Annotated in this window: 20 protein-coding genes; 10 read left to right on the top strand and 10 right to left on the bottom strand. The window is 66.8% G+C overall.

The window, feature by feature from the left end; translation table 11 throughout:
- Positions 1–182: 182 nt before the first annotated feature.
- Positions 183–1,082, top strand: coding sequence for a DUF2927 domain-containing protein (locus tag PVW48_RS14640; RefSeq protein ID WP_274581868.1), 900 nt, complete (start codon positions 183–185; stop codon positions 1,080–1,082).
- Between the two features lie 7 nt (positions 1,083–1,089).
- Here PVW48_RS14640 and PVW48_RS14635 read toward each other — a convergent pair whose 3' ends face one another.
- From PVW48_RS14635 to PVW48_RS14600, 8 genes are read right to left on the bottom strand one after another with little or no spacing between them, the layout of a single operon-like run.
- Entirely contained in the window at positions 1,090–1,800 is a 711-nt protein-coding gene (locus PVW48_RS14635) for an RraA family protein (RefSeq protein WP_274581867.1), read from the bottom strand.
- Positions 1,766–2,518: an alpha/beta fold hydrolase gene (locus tag PVW48_RS14630; RefSeq protein ID WP_274581866.1), complete on the bottom strand. Its 753-nt coding sequence runs from the start codon at positions 2,516–2,518 to the stop codon at positions 1,766–1,768. Before PVW48_RS14630 ends, PVW48_RS14635 begins: the two co-directional genes overlap by 35 nt.
- Before the next feature lie 3 nt (positions 2,519–2,521).
- Positions 2,522–3,652 (bottom strand): hypothetical protein, encoded by a 1,131-nt coding sequence (locus PVW48_RS14625; RefSeq protein ID WP_274581865.1) that lies wholly within the window; start codon positions 3,650–3,652, stop codon positions 2,522–2,524.
- 2 nt (positions 3,653–3,654) lie between these two features.
- Positions 3,655–4,707, bottom strand: coding sequence for a LacI family DNA-binding transcriptional regulator (locus PVW48_RS14620; RefSeq protein WP_274581864.1), 1,053 nt, complete (start codon positions 4,705–4,707; stop codon positions 3,655–3,657).
- 4 nt (positions 4,708–4,711) lie between these two features.
- A complete protein-coding gene (locus tag PVW48_RS14615; protein WP_274581863.1) occupies positions 4,712–5,770 on the bottom strand; it encodes an ABC transporter ATP-binding protein in 1,059 nt (352 codons plus the stop codon).
- 40 nt (positions 5,771–5,810) lie between these two features.
- Positions 5,811–6,638: a carbohydrate ABC transporter permease gene (locus PVW48_RS14610; RefSeq protein ID WP_012179802.1), complete on the bottom strand. Its 828-nt coding sequence runs from the start codon at positions 6,636–6,638 to the stop codon at positions 5,811–5,813.
- 3 nt (positions 6,639–6,641) lie between these two features.
- Positions 6,642–7,514: a carbohydrate ABC transporter permease gene (locus PVW48_RS14605; RefSeq protein ID WP_274581862.1), complete on the bottom strand. Its 873-nt coding sequence runs from the start codon at positions 7,512–7,514 to the stop codon at positions 6,642–6,644.
- A gap of 60 nt (positions 7,515–7,574) precedes the next feature.
- The gene (locus tag PVW48_RS14600; protein ID WP_157865350.1) at positions 7,575–8,900 is read right to left on the bottom strand and encodes an ABC transporter substrate-binding protein; all 1,326 of its coding nucleotides are present in this window, start codon (positions 8,898–8,900) and stop codon (positions 7,575–7,577) included.
- Between the two features lie 138 nt (positions 8,901–9,038).
- Here PVW48_RS14600 and PVW48_RS14595 point away from each other — a divergent pair, with 138 nt between their 5' ends.
- From PVW48_RS14595 to PVW48_RS14585, 3 genes are all read left to right on the top strand, one after another.
- The gene (locus PVW48_RS14595) at positions 9,039–9,800 is read left to right on the top strand and encodes an HpcH/HpaI aldolase family protein (RefSeq protein ID WP_274581861.1); all 762 of its coding nucleotides are present in this window, start codon (positions 9,039–9,041) and stop codon (positions 9,798–9,800) included.
- A 79-nt stretch (positions 9,801–9,879) separates the two neighbouring features.
- Entirely contained in the window at positions 9,880–10,842 is a 963-nt protein-coding gene (locus PVW48_RS14590) for an acetyl-CoA carboxylase carboxyltransferase subunit alpha (protein WP_012179806.1), read from the top strand.
- A 34-nt stretch (positions 10,843–10,876) separates the two neighbouring features.
- Positions 10,877–11,617, top strand: coding sequence for a YbaY family lipoprotein (locus tag PVW48_RS14585; RefSeq protein WP_274581860.1), 741 nt, complete (start codon positions 10,877–10,879; stop codon positions 11,615–11,617).
- Between the two features lie 2 nt (positions 11,618–11,619).
- Here the strand turns inward: PVW48_RS14585 and PVW48_RS14580 are convergent, their stop codons facing one another.
- A complete protein-coding gene (locus tag PVW48_RS14580; RefSeq protein ID WP_274581859.1) occupies positions 11,620–12,096 on the bottom strand; it encodes a hypothetical protein in 477 nt (158 codons plus the stop codon).
- Complete coding sequence (locus PVW48_RS14575) at positions 12,093–12,905, bottom strand: M15 family metallopeptidase (protein ID WP_274581858.1); 813 nt, start codon at positions 12,903–12,905, stop codon at positions 12,093–12,095. The genes PVW48_RS14580 and PVW48_RS14575 overlap by 4 nt, the downstream gene beginning before the upstream one ends.
- A gap of 104 nt (positions 12,906–13,009) precedes the next feature.
- Here PVW48_RS14575 and PVW48_RS14570 point away from each other — a divergent pair, with 104 nt between their 5' ends.
- The 6 genes from PVW48_RS14570 (at position 13,010) to PVW48_RS14545 (ending at position 18,636) form a co-directional block, all read left to right on the top strand.
- Positions 13,010–13,864 (top strand): D-amino-acid transaminase, encoded by an 855-nt coding sequence (locus PVW48_RS14570; RefSeq protein ID WP_274581857.1) that lies wholly within the window; start codon positions 13,010–13,012, stop codon positions 13,862–13,864.
- A gap of 52 nt (positions 13,865–13,916) precedes the next feature.
- Positions 13,917–14,813: a LysR family transcriptional regulator gene (locus PVW48_RS14565; protein WP_044028069.1), complete on the top strand. Its 897-nt coding sequence runs from the start codon at positions 13,917–13,919 to the stop codon at positions 14,811–14,813.
- A 90-nt stretch (positions 14,814–14,903) separates the two neighbouring features.
- A complete protein-coding gene (locus PVW48_RS14560) occupies positions 14,904–15,761 on the top strand; it encodes a putative hydro-lyase (protein WP_274581856.1) in 858 nt (285 codons plus the stop codon).
- Positions 15,745–16,779 carry a TRAP transporter substrate-binding protein gene (locus tag PVW48_RS14555; protein WP_012179813.1) on the top strand — a complete coding sequence of 345 codons (1,035 nt, stop codon included), beginning with the start codon at positions 15,745–15,747 and terminating at the stop codon, positions 16,777–16,779. Before PVW48_RS14560 ends, PVW48_RS14555 begins: the two co-directional genes overlap by 17 nt.
- Before the next feature lie 22 nt (positions 16,780–16,801).
- Positions 16,802–17,350, top strand: a complete 549-nt coding sequence (locus PVW48_RS14550) for a TRAP transporter small permease subunit (RefSeq protein ID WP_274581855.1) — start codon at positions 16,802–16,804, stop codon at positions 17,348–17,350.
- The gene (locus PVW48_RS14545; RefSeq protein WP_012179815.1) at positions 17,347–18,636 is read left to right on the top strand and encodes a TRAP transporter large permease; all 1,290 of its coding nucleotides are present in this window, start codon (positions 17,347–17,349) and stop codon (positions 18,634–18,636) included. Before PVW48_RS14550 ends, PVW48_RS14545 begins: the two co-directional genes overlap by 4 nt.

Raw genomic sequence — 18,636 nt, 5'->3', positions numbered from 1 at the left:
CTCGCCGCAATCAAGGGCGCAAAAGGCTCAAGCAACGAGTAAACCAAAGCCAAGGCCGACCCCGAACACACCCGGGGTCGGCCATTCGTCTGCAAAAAGAGGACCCTGAACGACTGACTTCATGCATTTGCACGCGGACCCGGTTCGTGGCACCCTGATTCTGGTTTTCGGAGAGTGGCCACATGGCGAAATCGACGTCCCGCACCGCCATCCTCGGGTTGGTCGCCTGCGCCTGCATGGCCCTGCCCGGCGCCGCGGACGTGCAAAAGAGCAGCCAGGGCACGGCGACCGTCTCCAAATCCAGTCTCGCGGCCTATTACGCCACGCTGGAGGCGCAGTTCCTCGCACAAGGCAAGATGAAGACTGCGCGCCATGTGCCCAACGCCCCGATGGACCCGGTCTCTCTCCAGCGCGACTTCGTCCATATCGCACTTCACAAGGAATATGGCAGCGGGTTGAGCGCCTCGGGCAGCAAGACCGCCAAGCCGCTTCTGCGCTGGGAAACGCCCGTGCGGGTGCAGGTGCAGTTCGGCCCGAACGTGCCCAAGTCGAACCGGGCCAAGGATGTCCGGACCATCTCGACCTATGTCAACACGCTGGCCCGCGCCACGCGCCACCCGATCACCCTGAACCCGCACAAGCCCAATTTCCATGTGCTCGTGGTGACCGAGGCGGAGCGGAAATCCCTGGCCAAGACCCTGCCCAAGCTGATCCCGGGCATTGCCGCCTCGACCGTGAACAGTATCGCGCGGATGCGGCCCAACCACCTGTGCATGGTGGTGGCCGAGCCCCATGGCGACCGGCGCAAGGGGTTTCGCCGCGCGGTGGCGATCGTGCGGGCCGAGCATCCGGACCGGATGCGCGTCTCCTGCATCCAGGAGGAGCTGGCCCAGGGACTGGGCCTGTCGAACGACCACAAGGAGGTCTGGCCGTCGATCTTCAACGACGACCAGGAGTTCGCCCTGCTGACCAAGCGCGACGAGAAGCTGCTTGGCATGCTCTATGACCCCCGGCTGCGGTCGGGGATGAAGATCGACGAGGTCGCGCCTTACCTGCACGCGGTGGCCAGCGCGCAGTTCTGAACGCGCTTCAGGTGCGCCGCGCCTCGAACACCGCCCAGGCCTCTTCGAGCTTTTCCAGGTCGAACCCCGGCGCCCGGGCGGGCCCGAGAATCAGGGCCTCGTTCTCGATCACCGTGGCGATGGCGGCCTCGAGTGACGGGATCGCGTCCTCGGGGATGACCAGCGCGCCGTGGCGATCCGCATGGACGAGATCGTCCTCGGCGACCTGCAGGCCAAGGATCGACACCTCGCAGCCCAGTTCGCGGACATGGACGAAGCCATGGCTGACCCCGACGGAGCCCGCCAGCACCTGGAAGCCATCATCATGGACATCGAGATCGCGCATCACCCCGTTGGTCACGGCCCCGGCCATGCCCAGCCCCTTGTGGACCGCCACATGGACCTCCCCCCACCACCCGGCGATGCAGTTGGGGTAATCCAGATCCTCGATCACCGCGACGGTGGGCTGCGGGCCGCGGGCCATCGCCCGGTAATAGGCGCGGCGGCGGGCCTTGATGGTGTCCTCCGCCTCGGTCGGGGGCGCGAGCCCTGCGATCCTGGCGGTGCGGGCGCGGCCCACCATGGGCGGCATGCCGGGGCGGGAATGCTGCATCGTGCCGCGCGTGAGGCGGGCAAAGCCGCGGCCGCCCTGCACCACCTCGATGGCGTTGCAAACGGTCGGGGTGTCCACGGCCCGGAGGCGGTCAAGCAACGTGGGAGGGATCGGTCTGCGGTCCATGGGAGTCCTCGGGGTTGGGGGAAAGCACCTGGGCAAGCCCGTCGCGGATGGCCTGCGCCACCCGGTCGGGGTCTTCGAGCAGGGCGAAATGGCCCAGCCCATCGGGGACCGCGAGGGTGGCACGGGGCATGTCGCGGGCGATGTCACGGACCGTGTCCGGCGGGGTCATCCGGTCTTCGGCGCCGGTGACGAACACCGTGGGCAGGTGGGTCACACGCAGGGCCGCCGCCGCGCCGGGGCGGGAGGCGGCGAGGTCGGTCTGGGCCGGGATCAGGGACGCGGTCGCCGCGGCCATGGCGGCCACCCGGTCGCGCAGTCCCGTGCCCCGGGCGGTGGACATGGCGTCCCAGTTCTGTGCGACCCAGGGTGGGCCCTCCCCCGCCAGCACCCGGTCGCGCACCGCAAGGCGGCCCGCGCGGTTCTCGGGCGGGTCGGGATGGGGGTTCGCCGCCAGCAGGACGAGCGCCCTGGCGCGCGCGAGGGCGGGCAGGTTGTGCGACAGGATCAGCGCGCCGAGGCTGAAGCCGCAGACGATCTCGCCCCCCCGCACCGCCGCGCGCAGCCGGTCGCCATAGTCGGCGACCGAGGGCGCGTCGGGCATCAGGACCCGTCGGCGCACTGGGGGGACCCCGAGGCGGTCGAGGATCGGCGCGAACACCTCCCCCGTGCACAGGGTGCCGGGCACCAGGACCCAGGCGTCGGAAGCATGGGGGATCATGGCTTACTCGGCCACGAGGCCATAGCTCGGGATCAGGTGGGCCGCGGCCACGTAACCCTGGGCATCCAGGGCGAGGTCCTTTTCCGCCGCCGCCGCGAGCACCTGCGGCGCGAAGCGGGGCCGTTTCTGGTGGTCGCCGGAGACGATGATCAGGACTTCGACCGGGCTGTCGGAGGTATTCACGAAGGCGCGGGTGATCCCGGCGGGGATCGAGAATGTCTCCCACCCGCCGAGGTCGAGGGTCACGTCGCCCTCGGGGTTGAGCCTCGCCCGCAGCCCGTCCGTGCGCGGGATCACCACCATCTTGTCGTCGAGGGTGAAGGGGGAGACGGTCTGCCCCGGTGCGACCCGGAGCCATTCCATGGAGAACCCGTGGGGGTTACGGATCTTGGCGGCGTGGTCGCGGTTCTGGCTGATGCCGTGGCCGATCACCGGGGCGATCTCGGCGCCGCAACCGTCCAGCGCCCGGTCGATGAAGGCGGGGCGGAAGTCGCGCTCGGCGGTGCTGACGAGGCGCTCGCGCATCTCCTCGGGGCTGTAGTGGCGGAGCTTGGCGACCTCCGCATCGCTCATCGGCGGCAGGGTTTCGCCCTCGCCGGGGGTGGGGTCGCCCCGGGTGGTGTCGATCAGCACGTTGTTGCGCGACAGGTAGAGCCCGTAATCGGCCGCTTCGCGGAGGATGTCGGGATGGAAGATCACGCCGCCGGTGTTGTCGCCGCCCAGCGTGGTGAAGATCCAGCCTTCGCCCGCGCCGGTATTGGTGAAGCCGCGGAAGATCCAGGTGGGCACCGACAGGATGTCGCCCGGGCGGCCGACCATCTCGTGCTCGCCGTTCGAGCCCCAGCGGAAGGTGTATTCCCCGTCATAGACCATGAACACCTCGGCGGTGAAATGGATGTGCAGGTTGTTGGTGATGCCCGTGGGCATGGCGGCAGCCCCGATGTTGAACCCGTGGGCTTCGGGCAGGTTGATCACCTGCTCGGAGGACGAGGTCACGCCGGGGCCGATGATCGAGTAGTTCTGTTTGAGGTGGGAGCCGGGCTTCTTGCAGTCGATGAAGGCGACGGTGCAGGAGGTGTAGTCGCTGCGTTTGACGCGGCGGGCCTCGGCTTCGGTCTGGGTGATCCGGGTCATGGTCAGGTCCTGGGTTGGGGCGTGTGTTCGGGGCGTGGGGTCCAGCCGGGCGGGTGCCGGGCGGAGCCGCGGACGATCAGGTCGCCGGGGATCTCGATCTTCTCGGGCGGGGCGTCGGGCTCGGTGATCCGGGCGATGAGAAGGTCGACCGTCTTGCGGGTCATCCGTTCCAGCGGTTGGCGCACCGTGGTCAGATCGAAGGTCTTCCAGCCCGCCATGGGCGCGTCGTCATAGCCGATGACCGAGACATCCTCGGGCACCCGCAGGCCCAGTTCGGCGCGCAGCACTTCGAGCACGCCGAAGGCCATGTGATCGTTGGCGGCGAAGATCGCGTCTGCGCCCGGCCCCTCGGCAAAGAGCTTGCGGGTCTCGTCCATCGCCACGCTGCGGCGGAAATGGCAATCGACACAGGCCACCGGGGCCAGTCCGGCCGCCGCCATGGTCGCCAGGAACCCCGCCTGCCGGTCGCGCCCGTTCATCGACTTGCGCCATCCGGCGAGATGGGCGATCCGGGTATGCCCGCCGGCGATCAGAAACTCGGTCGCCGCCCGTGCCCCGGCGACATTCGCCGCCGTCACCATCGAGACATCCGGGTCCGCCTGCCCGCGGTTGAAGAGCACGCAGGGGATGCCCGACTTGCGCACCCGCGCCACGAGGCTGTTGGACAGGCTGATGGAGGCAAGGATGATCCCGTCCACCCGGTCCGCCAACAGGTCGTCGACGATGGCGTCGACCTCGTCGGACTGGTTGCCCGCGAAATAGACCGTCACGGAATAGCCCCGCGCATTCAGGGCCTTGGAGAGCCGCTGCAACGCGTCGCTGAAAAACCCGTTCTTGAGATAGGCGAGCACGATGCCGATGCGGAAGGAATGGCCCGAGTTCAGCGACCGCGCCACGAGGTTGGGGATATAGCCCAGCTCCCGTGCGGCGGCGCGGACGCGGTCGGCCTTGGCCGGATCGACGGCCGCCGAGCGGCTGAAGACGCGGCTGACGGTAGGCTGGCTCACCCCGGCGGCCCGCGCCACATCCCTGGCTGTCACGCGCGTCGATCCCATGGGGCTACATCCTGATGCGCTCTTCGGTGTCCGGATCGAAGAGGTACAAATGGTCGGTGTTCAGGCTGATGCCGACGACATCGTCCTGTTCTTTGCGCAGGTGCCGGTCACCGCGGGCGATCACCCGCTGCTTGCCCCATTGGACGGTCAGAAGGGTGCTCTCGCCGGTATTCTCGAAGGCATAGATGGTCACGTCGATATCGCCCTGCCCGGCCTCGTGGACCTGCATGTCGTCGGCGCGCACCCCGAGGATCGCGCGCGCCCGGTCCGGGGAGGGCACCTTGACCAGCCGGGTGCCGCCGGTGGTCACGAACATGCCGTCCTCGACCGAGCCGTTGATCAGGTTCATGGCAGGCGAGCCGATAAAGCCCGCCACGAACAGGTTGGCGGGGTCGTTGTAGATCTCGTCCGGGGTGCCGAGTTGCTGGATCACGCCGTGCTTCATCACCGCGACCCGGTCGGCCAGCGTCATTGCCTCGATCTGGTCGTGGGTCACGTAGACGGTGGTGATCTGCAACTCGCGGCTGAGATGTTTCAGCTCCGCCCGCATGGTCACGCGCAGCTTGGCGTCGAGGTTCGACAGCGGCTCGTCCATCAGGAAAACCTTGGGCTTGCGCACGATGGCGCGGGCCAGGGCCACGCGCTGCCGCTGCCCGCCAGAGAGCGCCTTGGGCTTGCGGTGGAGGAACTCGGTCAGCTCCACCTGCTCGGCGGCTCTTTGGACCCGTGGCGGGATCTCGGCCTTGTCGACGCCGCGCACCCGCAGGGGATAGGCGATGTTCTCGAAGATCGTCATATGCGGATAGAGACCGTAATTCTGGAACACCATGGCCACGTCGCGGTCCTTGGGCAGGTCGTCGTTGACCATTCGGTCGCCGATCCAGATCTCGCCATCGGTCGGATCCTCCAGTCCGGCGATCATCCGCATGGTCGTGGTCTTGCCGCAGCCCGAGGGGCCGAGCAGCACCAGGAATTCCTCGTCGCGGACATGCAGGGACTGGTTGTCCACCCCGACGAAATCGCCCCACCGCTTGGTCAGGTCCTTGAGGATCACCTCGGCCATCAGCGCACCGCTTTCTTGTAATTGTTCTCTAACGTCAGTGTCACCGCACCGCCCCCATCGTCATGCCCTGGACAAAGTATTTCCGGATCATCAGGGCGAGCACGAACATCGGCGCCATGATGATGATCCCCGCCGCCGAGAGCAGGTTCCAAAGATCGCCTTCCTCCCCCTTGAAGAGCGCGAGCCCGATGGGCAGCGTCACCGCGTCCTTGTTCGTGAGGATCAGCGCGAAGAGGAACTCGTTCCAGGCGATGATGAAACAGAAGATGCCGGAGGTCAGCAGACCCGGGGCGGCCATGGGCAGCACGATGTTCCAGATCACCTGCAACCGCGAGGAGCCGTCGACCATCGCCGCCTCTTCGGTGTCCAGGGGGATGCCGTCGATGAAGCCCTTGATCATCCAGATCGCGAACGGCATCACGATGGCGAGGTTCACCAGGATCAGGCCCAGCCGCGTATCCAGCAGGCCGATATCCCGGAACATGATGAAGAAGGGCAGGATGATCACCACCGCCGGCAGGAATTGCGTGGCCAGGATCACCACCAGCATCGCGGTCTCGCCCACCAGCCGGAACCGGCTGAAGGAATAGGCCGCGAGCGTGGCGATGGGGATGGCGATCACCACCGTGACCAGGGCGACCACGGTGGAGTTGAACAGCTTCTCGCCCAGCCGGTAGGGGTCGTCGAACACCGTGCCGAAGTTTTCCAGCGTCGGCGTGAAGAACAGCTTGAGTTGATAGACATCCACGTGGGATTTGAACGCCGCGAGGAAGATCCACAGGATCGGCACCAGCATCACGAACATCGCCGCGATGATCAGGACCGCGTGGACCGCGCTCCAGAATTGTTTGCGTTGTTTGCCGGTCATCGCTCAGTTCTTCCGGAAGACGAACTTGGCATAGGCGTAGGTGAGGAAGATCATCGGGATCACCATCAGCCAGGCGACCGAGGCCGAATAGCCGATCTGCCCGTATTTCATGCCGTTGAAGTAGATGTAATGGCTGAGCGTCTGGGTCGCGGTGCCCGGCCCGCCGTTGGTCAGCATGAAGACCTGGTCGAAAGTTTTCAGGCTGAAGATGGATTTCAGGATGATGACCACGGCCAAGACCGGGCCGAGCTGCGGCAGGGTCACGTCGCGAAAGACCCGCCAGCTGCTGGCGCCGTCGACCTGTGCGGCTTCGATAGTGTCGCGGGGCACGCTGGCCAGACCGCCGATCAGCACGAGCGTCAGGAAGGGGATCCAGCCCCAGACATCGGCCATCACCACCACCGCGAAGGCGAGCGTCGGGTCGGCGAGCCAGCTGACATCCGCCAGCGGCGGAATCATCACGCCGAAGAACGCATCGAAGAGGCCGAATTCGGGGTTGAACATGAACCGGAAGGAGACGCCGATCAGCGCCGGGCTCATGGCGAAGGGCAGAATCAGCAGGGTCTGGGCCGAAACCCGCAGGCGCCCGCCGGGCGCCAGCAGGAGCGCCAGGCCCAGCGCCAGCAACGTGGTCAGACCCACGGTCACCACGGTGTAGAGCGCGGTGACATAGACGGAATTCCAGAAGGCGGGCTCTTCGAAGAAGGCCCAGGCGTAGTTCTCCCAGCCGATGTATTGCTCCAGCGAGCCGGGGCGGTTGAGGCGGCCCACGGTGAAGGACATGCGCGCGGCTTCGATCAGGGGCCAGATCGCCGTGGCGAACACGACCACCACCGCCGGCAGCACGAGAAGGTATTTCAGGGTGTTGTCACGCATGGTCCCGCCGCTCGCAATCTGGCAGCCGGGGCGCGGATGACCGCGCCCCGTGCCCTGGGGTTACTGGATCCGGCCTGCGCGCCGCAGAACCCGGTCCGCGCGGTCGGCCGCGGCGGTCATGAGTTCCTCGACATCGCCGCCCGCGGCGGCCTCGGCGATCGCGGCGGACAGGATGTCGCCGACCTCGGACCATTCCGGGATCTGGGGCATGATGTCGGATTCCTTCAGGCTCTCCCACGCGGCGGCCTGGATGCCGTCATTGGCGGCGTTCACCTCTGGGTCCTGCAAGGACGAGATATGGGTGACCACGTTGTTGATGATGGTCTTGCCGCCCACCTCGCGTTCGATGGCGTTGGCCTTGTCCATCTCGGGGTTGGACAGCCATTTCAGGAACTCCCACGCCGCCTCCTGGTTCTCGGAATACTCCGAGATCGAGAAGGGCATAGAGATCGCATAGGTCTTGGTCACGCCCTTATAGGAGGGCATGCCCGTGAAGCCGACCTGGTCCTTGGTCAGGGTGGAGCTGTCGGGGTTGTAGAAGCCGGAATAGGCCCACCACCACACCGGCATCATCGCCGAGTTGCCTTGCATGAAGGACTGCCGCGCGTCCTGCTCGACGAAGGCGAGCGAGTTGGGATTGGTGATCTGGTGGACGGTGTGCAGCTCGATATAGTCCTTAGTGGCCTGAATGCCCTCGGGCGTGGCCCAGGCGGCGGTGCCGTCCTCGTTGAAGATATCCGCCCCGGCGGCCCACAGGAAGTTGAGCCAGATGAACAGGTTCTGCCGGTTGCCGTCATTGTTGTAGTAGAGCGCGAGCGGCGCGATGTCGGGGTTGGTTTCCTTCAGCTCCTTGCCGATCCGGATCACGTCCTCCCAGGTCTCGGGCGGCTCGGGGATCAGGTCCTTGCGATAGAACATCAGCTGCGGATGGGCGCGCAGCGGGAAGCCCAGCGTCTCGCCCTCGAACTGCGCCGAGCGGGCGAAGGCCGCGGGGTAGCGGTCCATGGAGATCCCGTCACGGGCCATCAATTCGTCGATCCGCTTGAGCCAGTGGGCGTTGGGCGGTCCCCAGCTGTCGAGGTAGTTGACCACATCGAAGGTGCCGTTGGCGGCGATGCCTTCGGCATTGATCTTCTCCTGAAGGGAGCCGAAGGGGATGAAGGTCCACTCGGTCTCGATGCCGGTCAGCTCGGTGAACTCCTCGTCCCGCAGCATCAGCCCGTCGAATTGCGGAGTGACCACGCTGAGGATGTTGAGGGTGGTGCCTTCGAAGGGCTTGCCCGGCAGCAGGTTGTATTTGCCAAGCTCTTCAGCCGAGACCGTGACCGGGGCCATGGCGACAAGGGCCGCGGTCGCGACCGTGGCCAAAAAGGTTCTCTTGCGCATCTCTTCCTCCCGTTGCGACGCGTTATTGGCTCGACTATACCCATCTTGAATACGCATTCAACAGGCATCTAAATCACGAGTCTGCCAGCCCACGCCGACGCGCGCGCCGGCACGGGGCAGCCACAGGAGACCAGAACCATGAGACCGAACAAGCTGCGGGCGCTGCTCGCGCAAGACACGCCGATCGTAAATGCCTGGCTGTCGATCCCGTCGGGATACGTGGCCGAGGGGGCGGGGCACCAGGGGTTCGACAGCGTGACCGTGGACCTGCAGCACGGGCTGATCGGGTTCGAGACCGCGGTCAGCATGCTCCAGGCGATTTCGGCCACGGAGGCGGTGCCGCTGGTGCGGTCGCCGTCGAAGGCGCCGGAGGTGATCATGCATCTGCTGGATGCGGGCGCCTACGGGTTGATCTGTCCAATGATCTCCACCCCGGAGGAGGCCGCGGCCTTCGTCGCGGCCTGTCGCTATCCGCCGCAGGGCAGCCGGTCCTTCGGTCCGGCGCGCGGCAAGCTCTATGGCGGGCCGGATTACTTCGAGGCGGCCAATGCCGAGATCCTGGCCATTCCGATGATCGAGACCGCCGAGGCCGTGGACAGGATCGAGGCCATCCTCGCCGTGCCCGGTGTCAACATGATCTATGTCGGGCCAAACGACCTGGCGCTCGACCTGGGCGAGGGGCCGGGGGCGGAGCGGCATCCGGGGGCCACCACCGACGCCATTGCCCATGTGCTGGACCGGGCGCGCGCCGCCGGGGTGGCCACGGGCATCTTCTGCGCCGATGGAGCCCTGTCGCGCCAGCGGCTGACGGAGGGGTTCGACCTGGTCACCCCGGGCAATGATTTCAACCTGCTGATGGGGGCCATGTCGGCCGCGATCGCCGAAACCCGCCGACCCTGATCGGCGCTCTGCGGCCAGGGATATTGCACCCGTGCCGCGCAGGGGTCATAACCCGGGCCACGGTCACCGGAGAGCACCCATGCAGAACTACCTGGATTTCGAGAAACCTCTGGCCGAGATCGAAGGCAAGGCCGAGGAGCTGCGGGCCGTGGCGCGCAAGTCCGGCAAGATGGATATCGAGAAGGAGGTCTCGGCGCTTGACCGCAAGGCGGCGCAGCTTCTGGGGGACCTCTATGCGGACCTGACGCCCTGGCAGAAATGCCTGGTGGCACGGCATCCCGAGCGGCCCCATTGCAAGGACTATATCGACGGGCTGTTCGAGGAATACACGCCCCTGGCCGGGGATCGGAATTTTGCCGACGATCATGCGGTGATGGGCGGGCTGGCACGGTTCAACGACACACCGGTGATGGTGATCGGGCATGAGAAGGGCCATGACACCAAGACCCGGATCGAACGGAATTTCGGCATGGCCCGGCCCGAAGGCTATCGCAAGGCGATCCGGCTGATGGACATGGCGCACCGGTTCGGCCTGCCGGTGATCACGCTGGTGGACACGCCCGGGGCCTATCCCGGCAAGGGCGCCGAGGAACGCGGGCAGTCCGAGGCCATCGCGCGCGCCACGGAGAAATGCCTGCAGATCGGTGTGCCGCTGATCTCGGTGGTGATTGGCGAGGGCGGATCGGGCGGGGCGGTGGCCTTTGCCACGGCCAACCGGGTCGCGATGCTGGAACACTCGATCTATTCGGTGATCTCGCCCGAGGGCTGTGCGTCGATCCTGTGGAAGGATGCCGACAAGATGAAGGAAGCCGCCGAGGCCCTGCGCCTGACCGCGCAGGATTTGCAGTCGCTTGGCGTGGTGGACCGGGTGGTGCCGGAGCCCGTGGGCGGCGCCCAGCGCAACAAGGACGAGATGATCGCCCGGGTCGGTAAGGCCCTGGCGGGGATGCTGGGCGATCTGCACGGGCGCAGTCCGGCGGAGCTGGTCAGCGACCGGCGCAAGAAATTCCTGGCCATGGGGACCAAGGGCCTGGCGGCCTGAGACATGGCATTGTTGCACGCAAGGGGAGGTGCTCATGGGACGTCTGATGGCTATGCTGGTGCTGCTCGCGACGGTGATCGCGGTGCCTGATCGCGCGCCCGCGGAGACCGCGACGCTGGAGGTCACCGTCGGCTACCGGGAGCGGATCGCCCTGCCCCCCAGCGCGCAGTTGGAGGTCGAGCTGCTCGACACCTCGCTTATGGATGTGGCGGCCACGCGGATCGCGTCGCAGCGGGTGGTGATGACGGGCGTGCCAATGAGCTTGTCCCTGCCCTATGACCCGGCGGTGATCGACCCGCGGATGACCTATACGGTGTCCGCCCGGCTGTTCAGCGGGCGCGAGGTGATCTTTCGCAGCACCCAGGCCTATCCGGTGCTGACCCGGGGGGCCGGGTCCGAGGTCGAGATCACCTTGGAGCAGGCTCGCAGGGCCGTGCCGGAGCCGACCCTGACCGGGACACTCTGGACCGTGACGGAGGTGGACGGGGCCCCGGCGCGCTTGCCGCGCCCGCCGACGCTGGAGCTGACCGAGGACGGAGCGGCGGCGGTGTTCGCCGGGTGCAACAGGCTGGCGGGCCGCGCCGAGATCGGGCCGGGCACGCTGTCCTTCCCGGGGCCGATGGCGGGCACGATGATGGCCTGTCCGGAGCCCGAATCCCTGTGGGAGCGGGACATGATCGCCGCGCTGGAGGCCGTGCGACGCTACGAGATGGAGGGCGAGATGCTGCGCCTTCTGGATGCCGATGGGGCCGTGCGCATCCGCCTGCGCCCCTAGCCTCAGACGCTGGGCGTGCGCCCGCAAGCCTCGAATTCAGCGACAGCCGGGGCCGCGCCGTCCAGCGAGAAGCCGACGGAGGCGGCGCCGAGCAGCCCTGTCGCCGTGGTGTTTTCCGCAAGGCCGCGCAGCACGTTGCCAAAGCCCCGATCCGTAACCGTGAGCGCGCGGCCTGCCTGTGACAGCACATGGCGATCGGTGGAGATCGTCAGGCCCTGCCCGCCCTCGAACCGCAGGGCGAAGACCGGCCCGCTGGGCCACGGCTCCGGCGCGGTGAGGGTGATGGTGTAGGTCGGCCCGGCCGGGTCGTAGGTCAGGCGCACCTCCGCACCGGGTTCGGCATGCTCCAGCGTGCACAGGGGGCCATCGGTTCCGGCCTCCCACCCCAGGGCGGTGGTGGGAAGCAACAAGAGAAGGGGCAGGATCAGGCGCATGTGCCTGAGATAGGCGGGATGCCCCGCGCGGCGAGGGGCGGTCATGGGGGTGCGGGGCCGAACAGGGCCGCGCGCGCCCCGGTGATCCGCGCCCACATCTGGTCGCCATGGGAAAAGTGCCACCATTCGGTGGGGTTGTTGGCCAGCCCCTCCCCCGCCATCAGCCAGAAGAGCAGGCGGCGGTTATCGCGGGCCTCCAGCGCCGAGAAGGACATCGCGTCCTCGGTCGCCTCGAACGCGTCGGTGTTGGACAGGGCGGTGACGTCGTCGAAGATCGAACCCATGAAGAGATGCGCGCCGCTGGCGCTGTCCCGCAGGGTCAGGTCCACCGCGCCACCGGTCGCATGGGGCGGGGGCGAGGCCGGGTCGATCCGCCCGCCCGGCGCGCCCTTCGCCCAGTAGCGGGTGACTTCGGCCTGCAGCGCCGCAGCGTCCAACTCGGGCCGTGCCCGGCGCAGGTAATCGGGCATCCAATGGTCGTGGAAATGGTTCTGCACGGCGATGGGGCGCCAGGCATCGAACACCCAAATCTCCAGCCCGTAGGCCGCAAGGCGGTCGTTCACCCGCGCGAGACGCTGGGCGACGGAGCGGCGAGCGCGCAAGGCCGGGATGCTGCCGGTAATGTTAGCATGGTAGGGCGGGTTATGGGTCGCGTGGTAGTGGTTGGCCCCGGCGATCCCGTACTCCGCCAGATCGACCATCGGGTCGGCATGGAGCGCATGGGCCGGGTCGATCGGATGGGCGCGGTAGTCGCCCTTGCGCGCGGTGGCGGTGGCGACCTCGGCGACGAGGGGCCGCGCGCGCAGCGCGGCAAGCGGACCGTCGGAAAGGCGCAGGGGGCGGGCGGAGCTCATGGCGGCCAGACTGGGTGGAGATGCCGCCGATTGCAACTCCGCGCTTGACCCGCCGCGGCGCAGACCGCCATATCCGGGCCAACGCGCGAGACCGGAGGACCCCCATGAGCCGCATCGTCTATGTCAACGGAGACTACCTGCCCGAGGAAGACGCGAAGATCTCGGTCTTCGACCGCGGGTTCCTGTTCGCGGACGGGGTCTATGAAGTGACCAGCGTACTCGGCGGCAAGTTGATCGATTTCGAGGGGCACGCGAAGCGGCTGGAGCGGTCCCTGTCGGAGCTGGACATGTCCGCGCCGGTCACCATGGACGCGTTGCTGGAGATCCACCGGGAGCTGGTCGCGCGCAACGAGGTGCACGAGGGGCTTGTCTACCTTCAGGTGACGCGGGGCGCGGCGGATCGGGATTTCGCATATCCTGCCGAACCCAAACCATCGCTGGTGCTCTTCACCCAGACCAAGACGCTCGCCGATACGCCGGTGGCGAAGACCGGGATCAAGGTCATCTCGATCGAGGATCAGCGCTGGGGCCGCCGGGACATCAAGACCGTGCAGCTGCTCTATCCGTCCATGGGCAAGATGATGGCCAAGGCCGCCGGGGTCGATGACGCCTGGATGGTGGAGGACGGCTCCGTGACCGAGGGCACATCCAACAACGCCTATATCGTGACCAAGGCCGGCACCATCGTGACCCGACACCTGGGCAACGAGATCCTGCACGGGATCACCCGCGCCGCCGTCCTGCGGTTTGCCCGCGAGGCGCAGATGACCGTGGAAGAGCGTTCCTTCACCATCGAGGAAGCCAAGGACGCGGCGGAAGCCTTCATCACTTCGGCCTCGACCTTCGTGATGCCTGTGGTGGAGCTGGATGGGGCGCAGATCGGGGACGGCACGCCTGGCCCGGTCGCCACGCGGCTGCGGGAAATCTATCTCGAAGAGAGCCTGAAGAAGGCGGTCTGACCCACGCTACGCCCCTGTCCAACGGGGGCGCGGTCGTGCCATGACTGAGCCCATGGCGCGATTCACCATCGAACAGATCCGGACCTTCCTCGCGGTCGTGCGGCTGGGCAGCTTGCACCGGGCCGCGGCGGCGGCGGGTCTGACCCAGCCTGCGGTGACCGCGCGAATCAAGAACCTGGAACATGCCCTGTCCTGTGCCCTGTTCGAGCGGACCTCGGGGGGGCTGAAACTGACCAAGCGGGGCGAGTTGCTGGTCGCCCATGCGGAGAAGTTCGAACACCTGGTCGAACTGGTCCAACGCGATGTGGTGGACCCGGCGGGGCTGGAGGGGCGGCTGCGGATCGGTGCGTCGGAAACCGTGGCGGCCTGCTGGCTGCCGGAGCTGGTCTCCCGTCTGCACGGGGCCTATCCCAAGCTGGAGATCGAGCTGAAGGTGGACGTGTCCAGCGACCTGCGGGAGGCGTTGATCAATCGCGAGATCGATCTGGCGATCCTGCTGGGCCCAATTTCGGAATACTCGGTCGACAACATCCTGCTGCCCGGCTTCGATCTGGCCTGGTACACCGCCGCCTCCGGGCGCCGGGTGGCGGATGAGACCAGCTACCTGATGCGGCCCGTGCTGACCTATGCCCGCAACACCCGCCCCTACCGGGAGTTGAAGGCGCAGCTCTTCGAACGGGTGGGGCCGGATGCGTCGCTGTTCCCGTCCTCGTCGCTCTCGGCCTGTTTTCGGCTGGTGGCGGCGGATATGGGGGTCGCGGCCCTGCCCCGCTCCCTGGGCGAGACCCATGTGCGGGCCGGGCGCATCCGGGAGTTCGATCCCGGCTGGGTGCCGAGCCCGTTGCAGTTCACCGCGTCCTTCGTCAGCGAACCCAAGAGCCACCTGACCGAGACCGCCGCGGCCTTGGCGCTGGAGGTGTCGACGGACTACGCCGAGCAACATGGGTAATAAACCAAAGTTATCGCCAAGGGTAAAATTATTCGATTTGATTTTATGCCTTGGCCCGCGCACTGTCGTCAGGTCACGGGGGAGGTCGGCATGTACCAAACGCTCAAGCACAAGCCCCTCGCCGAGGTCCGGGCCGCGATCCGTGCGGGGCAGTACTGCTCCCACACGGCGGGGCTGGGCAAGGGGTTCCTGCAAGCCAACCTGGCAATCATGCCGGAGGCCTATGCGCTGGACTTCATGCGGTATTGCCAGCGCAACCCGAAACCCTGCCCCCTGAGCGGTGTGTCGGACACCGGCAATCCGATGATGACCACCATGGGCGGGCAGATCGACATCCGCACGGATGTGCCGGCCTACAACATCTATCGCGACGGACGGCTGGCAGGGTCTGTGACGGATATTCGCGACCTCTGGCAAGACGACTTCGTGGCCTTCGCGTTGGGATGCTCGTTCACCTTCGAGCACGCGCTGCAACAGGCGGGCATCGCGCTGTGGCATATCGACAATGACAAGACCGTGCCGATGTACCGCTCGGGCATCGACACGGTGCCCGCGGGCCCGTTCCGGGGCAAGATGGTGGTGTCCATGCGCGCGATCCCCGAGGACCGGGTCGCCGAGGCGGTGGAGATCTCGCGCCGCTTTCCGTTGGCCCATGGCGCACCGGTCCATTGGGGCGATCCCGCGGGGCTGGGCATAACCGATCTGGCCCGCCCAGACTGGGGCGATCCGGTGCCCGTGCCCGAGGGGCATGTGCCGGTCTTCTGGGCCTGCGGCGTGACCCCGCAAGTGGCGCTGGAGGCCGCCTCCATGCCCATCTGCATCACCCACAAACCCGGTCACATGCTGATCAGCGACATCCCCGAGGATGCCGAGGTTCCGATCCTGCGACCGCAAGACCAACATACATCTCAGACCCAACAAGGAGAGACCCATGACACGCACGCTTAGCCTTCTGGCCCTCACAACCGCGCTGGCCACGCCGGCCTTCGCCGAAGAACTGTCCGTGGTCGGCAGTTGGTCCGGCCTGCCGCTGCACAAGCAATACGAGGCCCCGTTCTGGGGCGAGACCCTGCCCGCGGCCTCGGGGGGCGAGATTACCGTGGCGCTGACCACGCACAACCAGATGAACCTGGGCGTGGGTGACGTGTTCCGCCTGCTTGGGGACGGAGTGTATGACGTGGCGATGACCGTGGCGGATTATGCCGTGGCCGATGCGCCGGAGCTCGAAGGGCTGGATGTGCCGCTGCTGGCGCTGACGGCGGACGAGGCGCGCGCTATGGTCGACGCGGCCCGCCCGATGGTCGACGACATCTACGCCGCCCGGTTCAACAGCAAGGTTCTGGCCATCGCGCCCTACCCGCCGCAGGTGGTGTTCTGCAACGCCGAGGTGTCGGAGTTGGCGGACCTTGAGGGGCTGAAGGTGCGTGCCTCCGGCAGGATGACGGCGAAATTCCTCGAAGCGCTGGGTGCCGAGGGCGTGAATGTCAGTTTCTCGGAAGTGCCCGGCGCGCTGCAGAAGGGCGTGGTGGACTGTGCCGTGACCGGGGCTGGATCGGGCTATTCGGCGGGCTGGTGGGAAGTGTCCACGCACCTGATGGCGATCCCGCTGGGTGGCTGGGACAGCGTGGTGACGGCCATGAACATGGACCGCTGGAACAGCCTGAGCGCCGAGAAGCAGGAGCTGATCATGTCCCAGGTGCAGGCGGAGTTCGAGGCCCCGGCCTGGGCCAGCGCCCAGGACGCCCTGGTCAATGACATAGCCTGCCTGACCGGCAACGGGGAGTGCCCGTCCGGCGAGGCGCGCGACATGACCCTGGTCGAGGTGTCCGATGCCGATTTCGAGAAGGCACGCGGCGTGCTGGTCGGTGAAGTTCTCCCCGACTGGGCGGAGCGTGCGGGCGGCGACTGGGCCGAGCGCTGGAATGCCAGTGTCGGCAGCGTCGTCGGTGTGAGCATCGGCGGCTGAGGCCCGACCCCCGGGGGATCCCATGGAAGAGAGCCTGCTGCACATTCTGCGCCGCCTGAACCGCGGCATCGCGCTCGTCACGGGCGTGGTGCTGATGGGCTGCGCCGCGATCGTCCTGGCGGATATCGTGCTGCGGCAAATGGGGTCCTCCTTCGGCGGGACGGATGAGATCTCGGGCTACGTGATGGCCATTGCCACCTCCTGGGGGATGGCCTTCACCCTGCTGGAGCTGGGCCATGTGCGCATCGACATCCTGCGCGGCCGCGTGGGCCAGCGCGCCCGCGCCTTTTTCGACCTGTTCTCGATGCTGGTGCTGACGGGCACGGTCACGCTGATCGCGTACAAGTGCTGGCCCGTGGTCGCACGGTCACTGGCCAACGACTCGCGGGCCAACACGCCGCTGGAAACCCCGCTGGCCTGGGTGCAGATCCCGTGGTTCGCGGGCTGGGTGTGGTTCGCGGTGGTCGCCTGGCTGACCTTTGTCGCGGCGGCCATGCTGGTGATGAAGGGGCGGTTCGAGACAGCGGATGAAGCCATCGGCTGCTTCGGGGAAGAGGATCTGGCGAAATGATCTGGGCCATTTCCGCGGGGCTTCTGGGGCTGCTGGCGCTGTCGATCCCGGTGGGGATCGTGCTGTTCCTGCTGGGCTTCGGGGTGGATGCGTTCTTCAGTCCCTTTCCGCTGATCCGGGGGCTTGGCAACCTGGTCTGGTCGACCTCGAACAATGCCACTCTGATCGCGATCCCGTTCTTCGTGCTTCTGGGCGAGATCCTTGTACGCTCTGGCATCGCGACGCGGACCTATTCCGCGCTGGACCGCTGGGTCAGCTGGCTGCCCGGCGGGCTGGTGCATGCCAACGTGGCCACGGCCACCATGTTCTCGGCCACCTCCGGCTCGTCGGTCGCCACGGCGGCCACGGTCGCCACGGTCGCCATGCCACAGGCGGAGAAGCTGGGGTATGACCCGCGGCTCTTTTCCGGGGCGATCGCGGCGGGCGGCACGCTGGGCATCATGATCCCGCCATCGATCAACCTGATCGTTTACGGGTTCCTGACCCAGACCTCGATCCCGCAGCTTTTCCTTGCCGGGCTCGTGCCGGGCATCGCGCTGGCGCTGGGGTTCATGGCGATCACGGTGGTGATCTGCCTGATCCGCCCCGAACTTGGCGGATTGCGCCGGACCTTTCCCTTCCCCGAGATGCTGCGCGCGCTGCTGCAGCTGATCCCGATTATCCTGCTTTTCACGGTCATCATCGGCACGATCTACAAAGGCTGGGCCACCCCGACCGAGGCCGCCGCCGTGGGCGTGGCCGGCGCGGTGGTGATCGCGGCGCTCTTCGGCGGGGTGAGCGTAAAGATGTTCGCGGACAGTATCCTCGGCACCATCAAGATCACGTCCATGATCATGCTGGTGGTCATTGCCGCCTCGTTCCTGAACTTCACGCTGGCCTCGGCGGGGCTGGGACGGGAGCTGCAATCCCTGCTGGACGGTCTGGGCCTCACGCCCACCGGACTGATCCTGGTGGTGGTGCTGATCTATATCGTGCTGGGTTTCTTCATCGAGACGCTGTCGCTCATGGTGGTGACGATCCCGATCATCGTGCCGCTGGTGGTCGCACAGGGGTTCGATCCGATCTGGTTCGGCATCCTGATGATCGTGCTGATCGAGATGGCCCTGATTACACCGCCGGTTGGTCTGAACCTCTATGTGGTGCAGGGGGCGCGCAAATCCGGGAAGATGAGCGAAGTGATGGTGGGCGCGATCCCTTACGTGATCGCCATGCTGATCATGGTCGGCCTGCTGATCCTGTTTCCGTCCATCGCCCTTTATCTTCCATCTGTGCTGAGCGGGAGCTGA

Origin of the sequence: Dinoroseobacter sp. PD6, assembly GCF_028807315.1 — a bacterium.
Lineage (GTDB): Bacteria > Pseudomonadota > Alphaproteobacteria > Rhodobacterales > Rhodobacteraceae > Dinoroseobacter > Dinoroseobacter shibae.
Note: the sequence above shows the minus strand (reverse complement) of the source record. Positions and strands in the feature narration are given on the sequence as shown.